Raw genomic sequence first — 14,832 nt, 5'->3', positions numbered from 1 at the left:
ATGGAAGCCCGATTTTTTTAGGGGAGTTTTTATATGTTCTGGCATCTAATCGCGGCAATCGTCGCTGGTGTAGCGGGTGCAGGCATCGGGCTGCTGCTGCGCTCACTGACGCGCAAGCGAGTGCCGAAATGGATCATTCCTGTCTGTGCTGGTCTGGGAATGCTGAGTTACACCATCCATTACGAATACACCTGGTTCGAAACCAAACAGGCCCGCCTGCCGGAAGGGACCGTGGTTGTTTCGAGCGAAGAGGGAGAAATGTTGTGGCGCCCATGGACCATGATGTACCCCATGCCCTTGAGCTACACGGTGCTCGATCAGGCAAACGCGCAGATCCAGGATACGAATCAGGGCCGCATCGCCCGCTTTGTCCTGTATCGCTTCGATAAGCAGCATCTAACTTCCACCGTCGTCAGTGGACGTTATCAGCTGATTTGCGCGGAAAAGGCCATGTTCAGGCTGAACGAGGCGGGTCAGGCCAAAGCCGAAACCTTGACCGAGTTGGACGCCGATTCGCCACTATTCCGGCGCATCTGCGGCGCCGAGTCGCGCTGAGCCCCGGGCGGCGGATGAACTTGTTTAGCACACCGCTGCGCCCGCTGATGGGAACGCAGCACTGCGTTTGAAGCGACGCCTGGCCAGGGAGGCCGGGCGGCAGGCCGAAAAGCCTTGATATGTCAGTTTTTGATCTTGGGCTGCCCAGTCTGGACCGGCGTTGTCGTTCGCCGGCGTAGCATCGGCCATATACCGAGAACTGCCGGTAGGCCAAGGCCGAGCCAGGCAATTCCATCCCACCAGCCATCCCCAAGAAGCGCAGCGAAAAGACCAGCGAGGCTGAGCACAGCAATCAGGCCCGGCAGCATGAAGGTCGATTCACGCCAGCTCACGCTGTCACCTCGCGACTTGCCGCCTGCATGCCGCGGCGGCGAACCCACCATAGATAAAGCCCGCTACCCAGTACGATGATGGTCAGCACATCGAGCACGGCCCACAGAATCTGCATCGGTCGACCGCCGTAATCACCGAAGTGCAGTGGTTGTGACAGACCCAGCGCATCCATGTACCAAGGCCGCTCGCCTACAGCCGTGACCTCCAGTGTCTGCGCATCGATCAGCACAGGCGTGAACAGGTGCGAGGTTAAATGGCTGCTGCCATTCATGAATACGGTGTAGTGGTGCTCGCTGGAAAAGCGCGTGCCCGGAAAGGCAATGAAGTCCGGCTGCATACCGGGTGCTGCTTGGGTGGCGATGTTCAGAAGGTTGCTTGCCGGGGCGCGCGACGTCAGCGCTGGCGCATCACGGTAGGGCGCGAGCATTGACGCGAGCGAGTCGGCGCGCCAAGCCTCGATCACCAGATCGGCGCAGGCGCTGACCACGCCGGTAATACCCACTACCAGCGCCCAGCTGAGCGTTACCACACCGATCAGGTTGTGCAGATCCAGCCAGCGAGTCCGGTTGGAGCGGCTGTGACGTACCTGAGCGAACTGGAGCCGGCGCATGAAGGGCGCATAAAGCACGACGCCTGAAATGATTGCCACGATAAACAGCAAGCCCATCGAGGCCAGGAACAGCTTGCCGGGTAGCCCTGCAAACATGTCGACATGCATGCGCAGGAAAAACATCATCAGGCCGCCGTTAGCCGCCGGCATTTCGACCGCTTCGCCGGTGCGGGCATCAAGCATGAAGGTGTAGGAAGAGTTGGGCTCGGTGCCGGCTGTTGCAGCGGTGATCGCCACGACCCCGTTAGGCTCGTCCGCTTCCCAGCCAAAATACTGCACCACCTCACCCTCGCGGTGCCGCTCGGCGGCTGTCACCAACTGCTGCAGATCGAGATGCGGCGTATCGGGTGCCATCTCACGCAACTCCGGAGCCTCACCAAGCAGATGTTCCAGTTCGTGATGGAAGATCAGCGGCAATCCAGTGACCGCCAGTAAGAGGAGAAACAGCGTGCAGATCAGGCTGGTCCATGTATGGACGAAGGACCAGCGGCGGATGGTGGTGGCCCGCATCAGAACTCCAGCTGCGCCGACAGCTTGAGCGTGCGTGGTGCTCCAAGGTAATGGCTGCTCAGCCAGTATTCCTCGTCGGTCAGATTGCTCAGGTTGGCGCGCAGGGTCAGGGCACGTTCATCCGCCAAGGCCATGCGATAGCGGCCGCCCAAGTCGAAAGTGGTGAACGAGGGGATGGTGTGGTCGTTGGCCTCGTCGGTGTATTGCTTGCCCGTATAGAAGGCGCCACCGGTGAGCGTCAGGCCGGGTACGCCGAATATCGCGTATTCGCCGTAGAGCTTGGCCAGGTGCCGAGCCACGTCGACCGGGCGGTTGCCGTCGTTGGCAGCATTCGCCGCGCCTTCTACGACCGGATCGAGCAGGGTGACGCCGCCCACCAGTGTCAGTGCTGGGGTAACGTTGCCCGTTACGCTGAACTCCAGGCCCTTGTTGTTCTGCATGCCATCCTGAACGAAGAAGTTGGCTGCATTGGTGTAGGTGTTGGGCTTCTCGATGTCGAACAGCGCAACGGTGTACAGGGCACCGCCGAGCTCGGCTTTCGCACCGATTTCGTACTGCTCGCTGACGATCGGCGCCAGTGCCTGGCCCGCGTTGTTCGTGCCGCTCGGCGCTACGCCACCCGTCTGCAGACCTTCGATGTAGGTCACGTAGGTCGTAAGCCACTCGACCGGCTTGTAGACGAGCGAGACGTTGGGCGAGGTTTTAGTTTCGCTGTAGTCCTCGATCGCCGGCGGGCTGCCGAACGCTTCGACCCAGACGAAGTTGTCGCTGAAGGTCTTGATACGTGAGTGCGTCACGCCAAGAATTGTCGACCATTGCTCGTTGAAGGTGATGACGTCGCCGATCAGCACGCTGTCGGACTGGCTGCGGCTGGCCAGATGGTAGTCACCATCGCCGAGATCGTAGGCGGGCTTGGCCACCTGCGGCCGCTCGCTGAAGGGCACTTCGGGGGTGACCGATACATATTGTGGGCCCGGGAACGGGATGTAGTCGGTGTTGTAGCGAACCCGTGCAATGTTTCCTTGGTAACCGAAGGTCATCTCATGGCCGATGCCCACGGTGTCGAAAACCGCATCAAGGAAGAGGTTACCGGAGGTCTCTTCGGTTTCCACCGGGGCGAAGGCGTAGAGCGGCTGGACGTACACGCCGGCCGAGTTCACGGTCGGCCCCGTATAGGCGTATTCGGTCGTGTACTGGCTGTAGCCGAGCGCACCGCGCAGGCTGAACACGTCGCTCAAGCGCCACTGGAAGCGGCTGCCGACACGGTCGTGGCGGCTGTCGTTGTAGGCCCATCGTTGGCTATAGAGCTCGTCGTTCTCCAAGTCGTCGGCATCAGGCCGGAATGCTTGATCGGCGAAGTACCAGTAGCTGGTTAGGCCCCGCGTCTCGCTCTGCTTGTGCGAGGCGTCGAACTGGATGAGCAAGTCGTCGCTGACGTTCCAGTCCAGTGCGACGCTGGCCATGTGACGGCGTTCGACCTGTCCGTCAATGGCGGTTTCGCCGTCCTGGGCGAGCAGGTTGACGCGGTAGGCGAAGAGGCCTTCGCTGTCGATCGGCCCGCCGAAGTCCCCGTGCAGGTACTGGTTCTCGCCGCCAGGGGTGCCGTAGGTCACGCTGTTGTAGCGCTCGGCAGTGGGGCGCTTGAGCACATAATTGACCAGTCCGCCGGGGCTGGCCGGACCATAGAGAAAACCGGACAGGCCGCTGAGGATCTCCAGCCGCTCCATTTCCTCGATGAAATTTCCGCCATCGTAGCTATTACTGAATCGCAGGCCATCATTGGCGATGCTCAGGTTGCCGACGCCGCTGAAGCCGCGAATGGCTACCGCGCTGGCGTAACCCGCGCTGGTCGGGGAGGTGAACTGCGTGGTCGGGCTGAGCTTGAATATGTCGTCGCTGGAGGTGGCCTGGATGTTATCCATCAGCTCCGAGGAAATCACTGTCACCGAATAGGGAGCATCCTGGAGTGCCATTCCGCCCAGCGCGCCGACGTTTCGCACGGCGCTGGTGCGATAGCCGCTTTCTTCGCCGCCCTCAGCCAACGCCTCGGTTGCCGTCACGGTGACATCCGGCAGTGCCATCGCCTCGGTTGCTGCCTGCTGCAAACTGAAGCTGCCCGAAGGGTCCTGACGAAGTTCGAGTCCGGTGTCGCGCAAGGCTCGCTGCAGCGCCCCCTGGCCATCGAAGCGGCCTTGTACCGGCTCGGCCTTGCGGTCGCGGACCAGCGCCGGATCAATACTGAGCACCAGCTCTGCTTCGGCGGCGATGCGATTCAGCGTCGAGGCCAGTGGCGCGGCGGGCAGAGAGTACTCGCGAAGCTCGCCAGCAGCCGACTCTCCGTTGGGCATCTGTGCCAGTAGTGGCAGTGGCGCGACGGCAATAGCAACGGCCAGAAGGCTGGGGCGGAACAGTGAAAACGATGGCATTTGTGAATAACTCCCGAATAGGAATATGTCTCAGTTATTCATCAGGCCGGATGAGAAAAGAAAAGTGATAGGGCAGCTGAGAATATTTTTTAGGGCCTTGAGCCAGCGCTGTGATGGGCGCTGCAGCTACTTGCCCGGATCGCTGACAGGTTGCGCCGGAACGACCTTGACCCACCAATCAGTGTGCCGCTCGATCTGCACCGGTAGGCTGGGTGGCAGGGCTGCCAGCGCGCGGTCGGTGTCGTGCAGCGGAAAACTGCCGCTGATGCGCAGGGATTCGAGGCTCGGGTCGAGGCCGAGGTAACCACGGCGATACTCACCGAGTATGGCTAGCAGCTCGCTCAACGGTAGATCTTCTACCACGAGCATGCCCCGGCTCCAGGCGTCTGCAGCAACCGGTGCTGCCTGATTGTCATCGAGCTGATCGCGGCGCATCAGTACCTGCTCGCCAGCCTGCACGGTGCGACCCGCCTGTAGGCCGCCGGGAAGCGCGGCCACAGCGGATCGGAGTACGACCAGGCGGGTCGCATCACCTTCTCGCCGAACGATAAATCGCGTGCCGAGCGCGCGCAGATCGCCTTGTTCGGTTTCGACGATAAAGGGCCTTGGGTCATTGCCCGGTGCGGTTTCAACAAGCACCTCACCGCTGTGCAGAAACAGCCGGCGCTCTTGCTGATCGAAGTGAATATCCAGTGCGCTGCGGCTGTTTAGCTGTATGTGGCTATTGTCAGTAAGCGTAACGCTCAGCTGTTCTCCGGCGCCGGTGCGTTCGTCAGCTAACCACACCGGCAGCGGCTGCGATTGCAGTGCGATTCCCATGCCCAGCGTGCACAGTAATGCCAGGCCCAGAAGCGCACCACCTACTGTCCGCCGTCCGGAGTGAGCACTGATCTGCAACGCCCTTCGCGCGGTTGGGGAATTAATGGTGCCGAGTTGCTGATCGATGCCGCCCAGTTGTGCCCAGGCTTTAGCGTGCTCGGCACTTTCACTCAACCAGCGTTGTAGCGCCTTGCGGACCTGAGGGCTCGCGTCACCGTCGCCAAGACGCAGCTGCCAGGCGATGGCCTCATCGAGCACACGGGCCGATACCGGTTGCCGGTCCATACTCATCTAGGCTCACCGTAAACGGCGATATAACACTGGCGCAGAGCCTGGGCGAGGTACTGTCTTACGCGTGGAACTGAGACGCCGAGGCGCGACGCAATTTCGGCGTGGGTCAGGCCGTCCAGGCGGTTATAGAAGAAGGCTGCACGTGCATTAGCCGAGAGCGCTCCGAGCATGAGGTTCACTTCGCGCAATGCCTGGAGCACTTGCAGCTGATCCTCGGCGCTGGGTTGCGTGTCTTCCGGCTGCAGTGCCAGCTCATCGAGATAGGTGCGCTCCAGCGCGCTGCGACGAAAATGATCGATCAACAGCCCGCGAGCGATCGTCGCAAGCAAAGGGCGTGGCTCACGTAGATCGCCTATATCATCACGCTTGAGCAGCCGCAGAAAGGTGTCCTGGCTCAGATCCTCGGCGCGATGAGGGCACGCCTGGTGGCGGCGCAGCCAGTTCAACAGCCAATCGCGATGATCGCGATACAGCGAGCCCACGAACTGTTGATGGGTCGACCCAGCCGACAAGCGAATGCTCCAAGGCCGACACCTCGGCCAATAACGAGAACTATTCGCACATGATCGCAAGTTGCCGGCAGCGGTGCAACGAGGATGTTGCGCCGTTCGATCAGGAACCCGGCAAGCCCCATTACATGAATTGAGCCTGCTGCCGTTTGCGCCAGTTGGCCAATCGTTGGCTCATCGCCTCAAGGCTGTCCACGCCCTGTCGACGCGCCTTGCTGAACAGGATCAACGCCAGCTCGGCAGTGGCCAGTGCATCTGCGCTGGCGTGATGGCGTTGCAGAACTTGAAGTCCGAAATGGCTACACCAGTCATCCAGACCGTTTTGTCTCGGTCGGTTGTCGGGGCAGAGCATGGGTGCAACTTCGGCGATGTCGATGAATGGATGGCGCAGCTTGTAGCCTAGCGTCTGTTTTAACGCGCGGGTGAGCATGCGCTGATCGAAACCGGCGTGGAATGCCAGAATCGGGCTGTCGCCAATGAACTCCATCAAATCTAGAAGTGCTTCGGCCGGGTCTTCGCCCGCTTCGAGTTCGCTTGGCGCAATCCCGTGGATCAGCACGCTTTCGCTGACCTTTTGCGCCCGGCGCAACAGTGTCGACTCGTACTGGTCCCCCAGTTGGATGCCGCCTCGCTCGATGACCACCGCGCCAATGGAAAGGACGATATCGCGGCGCATGTCGAGACCGCTGGTTTCAAGATCAAGCACCACCATGCGCTGCACGTCGAGCGGACAAAGGTCCAGGGCAGCAGGCGGCACAAGCTGATCACGCCGTTGCAGTTGTTCGAGTTCGAGGGTAGGGCCGCGACGTTTGAACCAGGGCATATTCATAACTGGTAGCGGACCGCCAGACTGCTCTGTAGGCGCTGGGCCTGGCGAAAGGATTCGCGCAGGATACGCCGATCCAGGTGATTAAGTGTGTCGGGGTCGAGCCGGTTCGAGTAGGGCCTTCCCTCGCGTGCCTGCTGCTGGTGCTGCTGCATGCGGGTCTGCTGGATGAAATGGTAGGCCTCTTCATAGGCAGCACCATCCTTTCCGTCGATGACATCTTTTTCGACCAGCTGACGCAATCGATCCAACGTATTGCACGCTGTGATGCCGTGGCCCAGCGCCAGCAGCCGCGCTCCGTCTACGAAGGGTGTCAGGCCCTGCACTTTGAGATCCAGGGTCGCTTTGCCGTCGCCTTTGCGGGTCACCACGAAATCGCGAAAACGTCCTACGGGCGGACGATGACGTAGCGCGTTTTCCGCCATCATGCGTTGGAATAACCGACTGTCGCCGACCTCTTCAAGCATGTTGCTGCGCAGCTGCTCGCACCCCTCGCTGGGACCCCAGATCGCGCGCAGGTCGAAATAAATGGTGCTGCTGAGCAAATTTTCCGGTGTCGATTCCCGAATGAAGGCGCTGAAGCGCCGCTGCCATTCGAGTCGTGAAAGGCACAGCTGCGGGTTGCTGGCCATGATGTTGCCCTTGCACAGGGTGAAGCCACAGGTGTCCAGATCGTGGTTGATGCGCTCTGCAAGCGGCAGCAGGCGGCCCCGGATAGAGGCGGCGTCGGCTGCGTCAGCGGCTTCGAAGAGCATGCCGTTGTCCTGATCGGTATGCAGGGTCTGCTCGCGGCGCCCTTCGCTGCCGAAGCACAGCCAGGTGAAAGGGATGCCGGGGTCGCCGAGCAATTCGATGGCCAGTTCGATCACGCGACAAACCGTATGGTCGTTGAGCAGCGTGATGATGTGTGTGATCTGCGTAGAGGAGGCGCCGTGCGCCAGCATATTGTCGACCAGCTGCAAGATCCGGCTGCGGATGATTACCAGCGTCTCGACGCTGTCGGCGTGCGAAATCGCCTGCGCCAGATGAACCAGGTCGACGCGCTGCAGCGAGAACAGATCGCGCTCGGAAATCACTCCGCTCAGCAGGCCTTTATCGACAACGCAGACGTGAGCGATGTGACGCTCGGTCATGGCAATGGCGGCATCGAAGGCCGTTGCATCCGGCGGGAGATGGAATGGATCCTGCGTCATGAATTCCGCTATCGGAGCAGACAGGTCGGTCGTACCGGTGCCGATCACGCGGCGCAGATCGCGCAAGGTGAAGATGCCTCGCGGGTAAAATTCGAGGTCGGTAATCACCACGCTGCCGGTGTTGTTTTCGTGCATCAGGGCCACCGCATCGGCGAGTGGCATCGATGGCAGGCAAGAGACCGGATGATGCAAAGCGAGCTCGCCGATGCGCGTCTCCAGTGAGTATTGCTCGCCCAAGCTCTCCACCGCGCGCATCTGCGCCTGCTGATTGACCAAGTCGAGCAGGCTGCTGACGCCGCGCATGGCGAAATCACGAAATGCTGCGGATTTGGAGACTAGCTTGACGAAGGCGGGCTTGTTCAACAGGAAGCAGAAGGTGTCTTCGGCGGCGAAGTGCCCGGTGCGGGTGGCACGCTCGCCCATCAGCGCGGCCATCGGAAAGCATTCGCCGACGATCACCTCGAAGGTGGTGTCGGTGCCGCGCTTGCTGGTATGTGGGCGCTGACCATGAACCCGGCCCTGCTTGATGATGTAGAAGTGTTCGACGACGCCATCATCAGGCGAAATGATGCAATCGCCTTCGCTGTAAAAGCGCAGCTGGCAGTTCTCCACCAGATAGGCGAGGTGTCCCGGCTCCATCTGATTAAACGGCGGGTACTTATGCAGAAACTCCATGGTTCCGTGGATATTCTGCAGTACGGCGGTCTTGCCTGCCTCGGCGAAAGCATCGGCTTTGCTCATGGTTCGGTTCCATTTTTTGCGCCCAATGGTGGGCTGTGGGTCCGGTGGGGCACATTGGACGTAAGTCTAGTCGCCGGCAGGCTGCATCGGGCTGACACGGGTCAGCTGAGCGGGCAGGGTTGTAGCAGGATTTTGCGCGCATAAAAAAAACCGCCCCGTAGGGCGGTTCTGGTGGTGCGTTCGATTACGGCAGGGTGAACAGCACCTTGACCGAATCGTTGACCGCGGCGCTGTCGACATAACCGATGGCGTCGGCTTCGGCGGCAACCTTGGCGACCATCGCTGCGTCGTCGGCGACGCTTGGCAGTGGCTGGCCCTTGCCGGTGAAGATCAGCCCGGACCAATATGACTTGAGCTGCGACTCGTTCTTATTCGTGACGCCTGAATAGAAAGCCTCTTTGGCAGGAGTCCAGCCGGCTTGGTCGACACCTTTCATGGACTTGTCTTTGCCCAGGAAGATGTTGGCCACGTCGGACTGCGACGGCGCCTTGGCGGCACCGGGATTAACGATGACCGCGACTTCAGCTTGAGCCATGGAAACCATGCCGAGCAGCACTGCGCTGCTGAGGATGCGAAGGGATGTTTTCATCTGGACGCTCCTCAGAATACGAAATCAACGCCGACGGAAACAATGTCGCCGTCGTAGTTACGGGTAGGAGCAATGCCAACGGCATTTTCAAACACTTCCTGTGCGTTGCGGGTAAACACACCGTCATAGCCATTTTTGGTGTCGACGCGCTTGTACTCGCCCTTGACCACAACGGTCGGGGCGGCTTGGTAGTTCAGGCCCAGCGTCCAGGAGTTCTGGCGGCCACCGTTGTCATCCAGCTGTGCGTAAGTCACGTGCGGCAGGAAATCACCGAGGCGGCGGCCGCCCATCAGGTAAAAGGAATCGATCGACTCCATACCGTCGTTTTCGATCATGCGCGAGGTCCATTCGTTGCTGCTGACCCAGGTGCCGTTGTCGTACTGGTAGCCGATCGAAGTGAACTTACCTTTCTCTTTATCGAGGCTCAGGAGTGAAAGCGAACGGCTCGTGCCAAGGCCGAGGGCACTGGCGTCCACCGTACCGCTGATGTCGGTCTTGATATCCGCTTCGACATAGCCGACGCGCAGCGTACCGAAATCATTGGTGGCCAGGCTGACGCTGGCGCCGAACAGGTTGCCGTAGTCAATATCGAACTGCTCGTCATAGGCGTAGTAGTCACGATTCTTGGACTGACCACCCGCGACCTGGACGGTCACTGAGCCATAGGAAAGCGGCACGGTGTAGACCGCATCGACGCCTTCGTAGTTGGTCACCTGGACCTGGCTGTACACCTCGTCGGGCAGGCGCAGCCAAGGGTAGCTATAGCCGACGTCGAGGCTTTCGGAATACATGTAAACCGGGCTGCGCAGGCGACCGGCGCGGAGCATCAGCTGATCGGTGGTCTGCCACGAGAGGTAAGCCCACTCCAGGTTGGCTTTCCACTCATCCTGCTGTGCCTTGGCAGTGGCCTGAACGGTCACGCCGACGGTATCGGTCACGCCGTAGCTCAGCTGGGCGCCGAATTTGGACAGTTGGTCGCCGCGCCAGGAGTCGTTGGTTTGGCCTTGAACACCATAGCTGCGGCCATCGTCTTCACCACCCAGATGGGTGAAACCGACGGTGCCGAAACCGTTGAAGCGGTGCTCGCCTTGCTCGAGGGCGAAGGCTTGAGTGGTCGCCAGGCAGACGGCTGCCAGGCCGATAACACGTACTGCGGTCATCAGGGTGCTCCTAAAATCAATTTAAACGCGGAATTGGGCCGTGGCCGCACGCAGGTGATCGCCCGTGCTGACCAGTTGCTCGCCCAGTCGGGCGGTGGCTTCGGCGCCGTTTGCGGTTGCTTTTGCGTCCTGCTGCAACACTTGGGTTTCTTGTTGGATGGAACTCGACAGGCCGATCTGCTCCTGAGTGAATTGGGCTATCCCGGCGTTGAGTTCGTCGATCTGGTTGACGGTGCGGGCGATTGTCTCGAGCAGCTGGGTCGCTTCCACCGAGCGCTCGATGCTGGCGCGTGATTTCTCGCCATTGCTGTTCATCACGTTGAGCACCGTGTTGGCGCTGCTTTGCAGACGCTGAATGATCTGCTGAATCTCTGCCGTCGAAGCTGCGGTTTTCTGCGCCAAGTTACGCACCTCGTCAGCTACCACGGCGAAGCCGCGACCCTGTTCGCCGGCGCGGGCGGCTTCGATGGCGGCGTTCAGCGCGAGCAGGTTGGTCTGCTCGGCGATGCTGCGGATCACCGTGAGTACGGAGCCGACTTCCTGGGTTTCTTCCTCCAGCTGTTCCATGGCCTTGACCGCGCCCATCACGCTGTCACCCAAGTCGCTGATTCCGGTGGACAGGCTGCTGACATGCTCACGTGCCGTGGCGGCCTGGCGTGCGGCGGAGTTGGCTTCATTGGAAGCCTGCTGCGAACGCTGCGCGACCTCCTGAATGCTGCCGGTCATGGTGAGGATGTCGCGGGTGATGGAGTCGGTGTGGTGCTGCTGCGACTTGGCGTTTTCTTCCGAGCCCTGGGTCAGGTTGTAGAGTTCTTTCGATACCTGGCCGAGCGGGCTGGCCGCCTCGATGATCTGGCGAATCGTGTGCTGCAGCTTGTCGAGAAAGCCATTGAACAGTTCGATCATGGCGCCGATTTCGTCGTTCGATTCGACGTTCACGCGTTGCGTCAGGTCGCCATCGCCGCGTGCAATGGATTGCAGCGAGGCAATCACGCCGCGCACGTTGGCCATCACGCTGCGTATCACCAGCCAGGCGCCGAGACTGACCACCACGATCAGCACTACGCTGAGGATGATGCCCAGGCGTGTGGTGGCTTCGTTGGCTTCACGGGTTTCGGCCAGGGTTTGCTGGAAATCCTGATAGGCACCGGTGCGGAAGTCAGATGCGAGTTTCTGAGCCTGAGCGAGATCGCTGGCCATACGGTCCAGGCTCGGCCGTAGGTCATCGAACGACGCACTGCCATCGATCAGCTTCGCTGAAGCATCGAGCGCATTGTCGGCGTAAGTCTTGACTGCATTGCGCCACTCGTTGAGCGCCTGTAGCCGTTGCGGTTGAGCGTTCAGGAGCGTGGCGAGCGCCTGTTGCTGCGCATCGATTTCGCTGAGTACTTGGCGTGCTTCGTCGAGAATGCCCGACTCGCCCGCTGCCACGGCATTGTTTAGCAGGCCGGGTATACGGGAAAACTGGAAGATCACCGCGTCGGTTTTTTCCAGTGTGGGATAGCTCTGAGTTTCGATGCTGACCAGACGCGAATCCGTTGCAGAAAGCTGCAGCGAGGTATAGCCGACATAAAGGATTAGCCCGAGCAGGGCGACGGCAGGAACCAGCGACAGCTTCGCGGTTAGCGAGAAATTTTTGAACATGCAACGACTCCACGGCGGGGTGGCGGATACTACGAGAAGGCGACTAATGGCGGAGTGCCATCTATCTGAAATATTGTGACTGGAAGTGATCTTCGAGTCACGTTATCGGATGTCGCAGGCATAACTTGAGCGCCGCTCAGCTGAAACAAGGCATAAAAAAACCGCCCCGTGGGGCGGTTCAGTCTCAGCAGCAGTGCGGGTTACAGGCCGTTCTTGGCCTTGAACTCGCGGCGGCGGCGATGCAGCACCGGCTCGGTGTAGCCGTTGGGCTGCTTGGTGCCTTCGAGGACCAGCTCCAGGGCGGCCTGGAAGGCCACGCTGTTGTCGAAGTCCGGCGCCATCGGACGGTACAGCGGGTCGCCCTGGTTCTGGCGGTCGACTACCGGCGCCATGCGCTTGAGGCTTTCGACCAGCTGATCCTTGGTCACCACGCCGTGGCGCATCCAGTTGGCCACGTGCTGGCTGGAAATACGCAGGGTGGCGCGGTCTTCCATCAGCGCGATGTCGTTTATGTCCGGCACCTTGGAGCAGCCGACGCCCTGTTCGACCCAGCGAACCATGTAGCCGAGGATGCCCTGCGAGTTGTTGTCCAGCTCGTTGCGCTTCTCTTCCTCGCTCCAGTTGGTGTCTTGCGCCAGCGGGATGGTGAGGATGTCGTCGATGGAGGCCTTCTCGCGCTTGGCCAGTTCGACCTGACGCGCCTGCACGTCGACCTTGTGGTAGTGCATGGCATGAAGGGTGGCAGCGGTCGGCGACGGAACCCAGGCGGTGTTGGCGCCAGCCATGGGGTGACCGATTTTCTGCTCGAGCATCGCGGCCATCAGGTCAGGCATGGCCCACATGCCCTTTCCGATCTGCGCCTTGCCCTGCAGGCCGCAGGCCAGGCCCACGTCGACGTTGTTGTTCTCGTAGGCGCTGATCCACTTCTCCGACTTCATGGCGGCCTTGCGTACTACCGGGCCGGCTTCCATGGAGGTGTGGATTTCGTCGCCGGTGCGGTCGAGGAAGCCGGTGTTGATGAACACCACACGCTCACGCGCTTCCTTGATGCAGGCCTTGAGGTTGATCGTGGTGCGACGCTCCTCGTCCATGATGCCGACCTTCAAGGTGTTGCGCGGCAGACCGAGGACGTCCTCGACGCGGCCGAACAGTTCGGTGGCGAAGGCCACTTCTTCCGGGCCGTGCATCTTCGGCTTGACGATGTACATCGAGCCGGTGCGGGTGTTCTTGCGGCTGGTGTTGCCCTTGAGGTTATGAATCGCGGCCAGGCTGGTGAACAGGCCGTCCATGATGCCTTCGGGGACTTCGTTGCCGTCCTTGTCGAGGATGGCGTCGTTGGTCATCAGGTGACCGACGTTGCGGATGAACAGCAGCGAGCGACCGTGCAGGGTCAGCTCACCGTTGCCGTCGGCCTGGGTGTAGACGCGGTCCGGGTTCATGGCGCGGGTGATGCGCTTGCCGCCCTTGTCCAGTTCCTCGGCCAGATCGCCCTTCATCAGGCCGAGCCAGTTGCGGTAGACGATGGTCTTGTCATCGGCATCGACCGCAGCAATCGAGTCTTCGCAGTCCATGATGGTCGTCAGTGCCGACTCCATCAGAACGTCCTTCACGCCGGCTGCATCGGTCTGGCCGATGGGGCTGGACGGATCGATCTGGATTTCGAAGTGGATGCCGTTGTGCTTGAGCAGCACGGCGATCGGTGCGTTGGCGTCGCCCTGGAAGCCGCGCAGCTGGGCCGGGTTCTTCAGGCCGGTGGTGCTGCCGTCCTTGAGCGAAACGACCAGCTTGCCGCCTTCGATGCGGTAGCCGGTGGAGTCGACGTGGGAGCCGGTTTCCAGCGGTGCGGCTTCATTGAGGAAGTTGCGTGCGTAGGCGATGACCTTGTTGCCGCGGACTTCGTTGTAGCCGGGGCCTTTGCTGGCGCCGTCTTCTTCGGAGATCACATCGGTGCCGTAGAGCGCGTCATACAGCGAGCCCCAGCGCGCATTGGCGGCGTTGAGGGCGAAGCGCGCGTTCATGATCGGCACCACCAACTGCGGGCCGGCCATGCTGGCGATTTCTTCGTCAACGTTCTGGGTAGTGGCCTGGAAGTCTTCGGCTTCCGGCAGCAGGTAGCCGATTTCCTGCAGGAAGGCTTTATAGGCCGCGGCATCGTGGGCCTGACCGGCACGCGCCTGGTGCCAGGCGTCGATCTGGGCCTGCAGGTCGTCACGCTTGGCCAGCAGCGCGCGATTCTTTGGCGCCAGGTCATGGATGACGCTGGAAGCGCCGGCCCAGAAGGCATCGGCATCAACGCCGGTACCAGGAATCGCTTCGTTGTTCACGAAGTCGTACAGGACTTTGGCGACCTGCAGGCCACCGACTTGAACGCGCTCAGTCATTACTCGCCTCACTTGGTTCTTCTTCAAATCCGTCGGACAGTTTCTTCTTGTAGTCCGGGTCGACGGATACTACATGAAGCCGTTCGGAAAATCAGTCCGCCACACGGCGCAAGCTCAAGGCCCTGGATTGTTGCTCATCCGGCAGTCGGCACGCGGCGTACCGGCCTCTTTGATACGGCGTTGGCGACGTTTGTTCTATACCTATGGAGTCGCACGCCACGAGAGCGGTCCATTACTCTCAGCAG

General features: G+C 60.8%; 11 protein-coding genes and 1 pseudogene. 1 reads left to right on the top strand and 11 read right to left on the bottom strand.

What is annotated here, in order from left to right; genetic code table 11:
• Window positions 1–33: 33 nt before the first annotated feature.
• Window positions 34–555, top strand: coding sequence for a hypothetical protein (locus tag ACQKEK_RS07735; protein WP_499141887.1), 522 nt, complete (start codon window positions 34–36; stop codon window positions 553–555).
• 122 nt (window positions 556–677) lie between these two features.
• On the opposite strand, the gene ACQKEK_RS07730 is transcribed toward ACQKEK_RS07735, so the two are convergent.
• The 11 genes and pseudogenes from ACQKEK_RS07730 to ACQKEK_RS07680 form a co-directional block, all read right to left on the bottom strand.
• The gene (locus ACQKEK_RS07730; RefSeq protein ID WP_499142234.1) at window positions 678–863 is read right to left on the bottom strand and encodes a hypothetical protein; all 186 of its coding nucleotides are present in this window, start codon (window positions 861–863) and stop codon (window positions 678–680) included.
• A 20-nt stretch (window positions 864–883) separates the two neighbouring features.
• Complete coding sequence (locus ACQKEK_RS07725; protein WP_499141886.1) at window positions 884–2,008, bottom strand: PepSY-associated TM helix domain-containing protein; 1,125 nt, start codon at window positions 2,006–2,008, stop codon at window positions 884–886.
• Window positions 2,008–4,434 carry a TonB-dependent siderophore receptor gene (locus tag ACQKEK_RS07720; RefSeq protein ID WP_499141884.1) on the bottom strand — a complete coding sequence of 809 codons (2,427 nt, stop codon included), beginning with the start codon at window positions 4,432–4,434 and terminating at the stop codon, window positions 2,008–2,010. Before ACQKEK_RS07720 ends, ACQKEK_RS07725 begins: the two co-directional genes overlap by 1 nt.
• Before the next feature lie 126 nt (window positions 4,435–4,560).
• Complete coding sequence (locus ACQKEK_RS07715) at window positions 4,561–5,538, bottom strand: FecR domain-containing protein (protein WP_499142232.1); 978 nt, start codon at window positions 5,536–5,538, stop codon at window positions 4,561–4,563.
• A gap of 2 nt (window positions 5,539–5,540) precedes the next feature.
• The gene (locus ACQKEK_RS07710; RefSeq protein ID WP_499141883.1) at window positions 5,541–6,056 is read right to left on the bottom strand and encodes an RNA polymerase sigma factor; all 516 of its coding nucleotides are present in this window, start codon (window positions 6,054–6,056) and stop codon (window positions 5,541–5,543) included.
• Between the two features lie 121 nt (window positions 6,057–6,177).
• Window positions 6,178–6,882, bottom strand: coding sequence for a 3'-5' exonuclease (locus tag ACQKEK_RS07705; protein ID WP_499141881.1), 705 nt, complete (start codon window positions 6,880–6,882; stop codon window positions 6,178–6,180).
• Window positions 6,879–8,813 (bottom strand): putative nucleotidyltransferase substrate binding domain-containing protein, encoded by a 1,935-nt coding sequence (locus ACQKEK_RS07700; RefSeq protein ID WP_499141880.1) that lies wholly within the window; start codon window positions 8,811–8,813, stop codon window positions 6,879–6,881. The genes ACQKEK_RS07705 and ACQKEK_RS07700 overlap by 4 nt, the downstream gene beginning before the upstream one ends.
• Before the next feature lie 184 nt (window positions 8,814–8,997).
• On the bottom strand, window positions 8,998–9,402 hold the full coding sequence (locus ACQKEK_RS07695) for a type 2 periplasmic-binding domain-containing protein (RefSeq protein ID WP_499141879.1): 405 nt from the start codon (window positions 9,400–9,402) through the stop codon (window positions 8,998–9,000).
• Window positions 9,403–9,413: 11 nt separating this feature from the next.
• Window positions 9,414–10,562, bottom strand: a complete 1,149-nt coding sequence (locus tag ACQKEK_RS07690; RefSeq protein ID WP_499141878.1) for a hypothetical protein — start codon at window positions 10,560–10,562, stop codon at window positions 9,414–9,416.
• 21 nt (window positions 10,563–10,583) lie between these two features.
• A pseudogene (locus tag ACQKEK_RS07685) lies at window positions 10,584–11,852 on the bottom strand (methyl-accepting chemotaxis protein); the annotation flags it as partial.
• A gap of 554 nt (window positions 11,853–12,406) precedes the next feature.
• On the bottom strand, window positions 12,407–14,587 hold the full coding sequence (locus tag ACQKEK_RS07680) for a malate synthase G (protein ID WP_499141875.1): 2,181 nt from the start codon (window positions 14,585–14,587) through the stop codon (window positions 12,407–12,409).
• Window positions 14,588–14,832 lie beyond the last annotated feature (245 nt).

It is taken from the genome of Pseudomonas sp. NPDC077408, assembly GCF_050269105.1.
In the GTDB taxonomy this organism is placed as follows: domain Bacteria; phylum Pseudomonadota; class Gammaproteobacteria; order Pseudomonadales; family Pseudomonadaceae; genus Stutzerimonas.
Note: the sequence above shows the minus strand (reverse complement) of the source record. Positions and strands in the feature narration are given on the sequence as shown.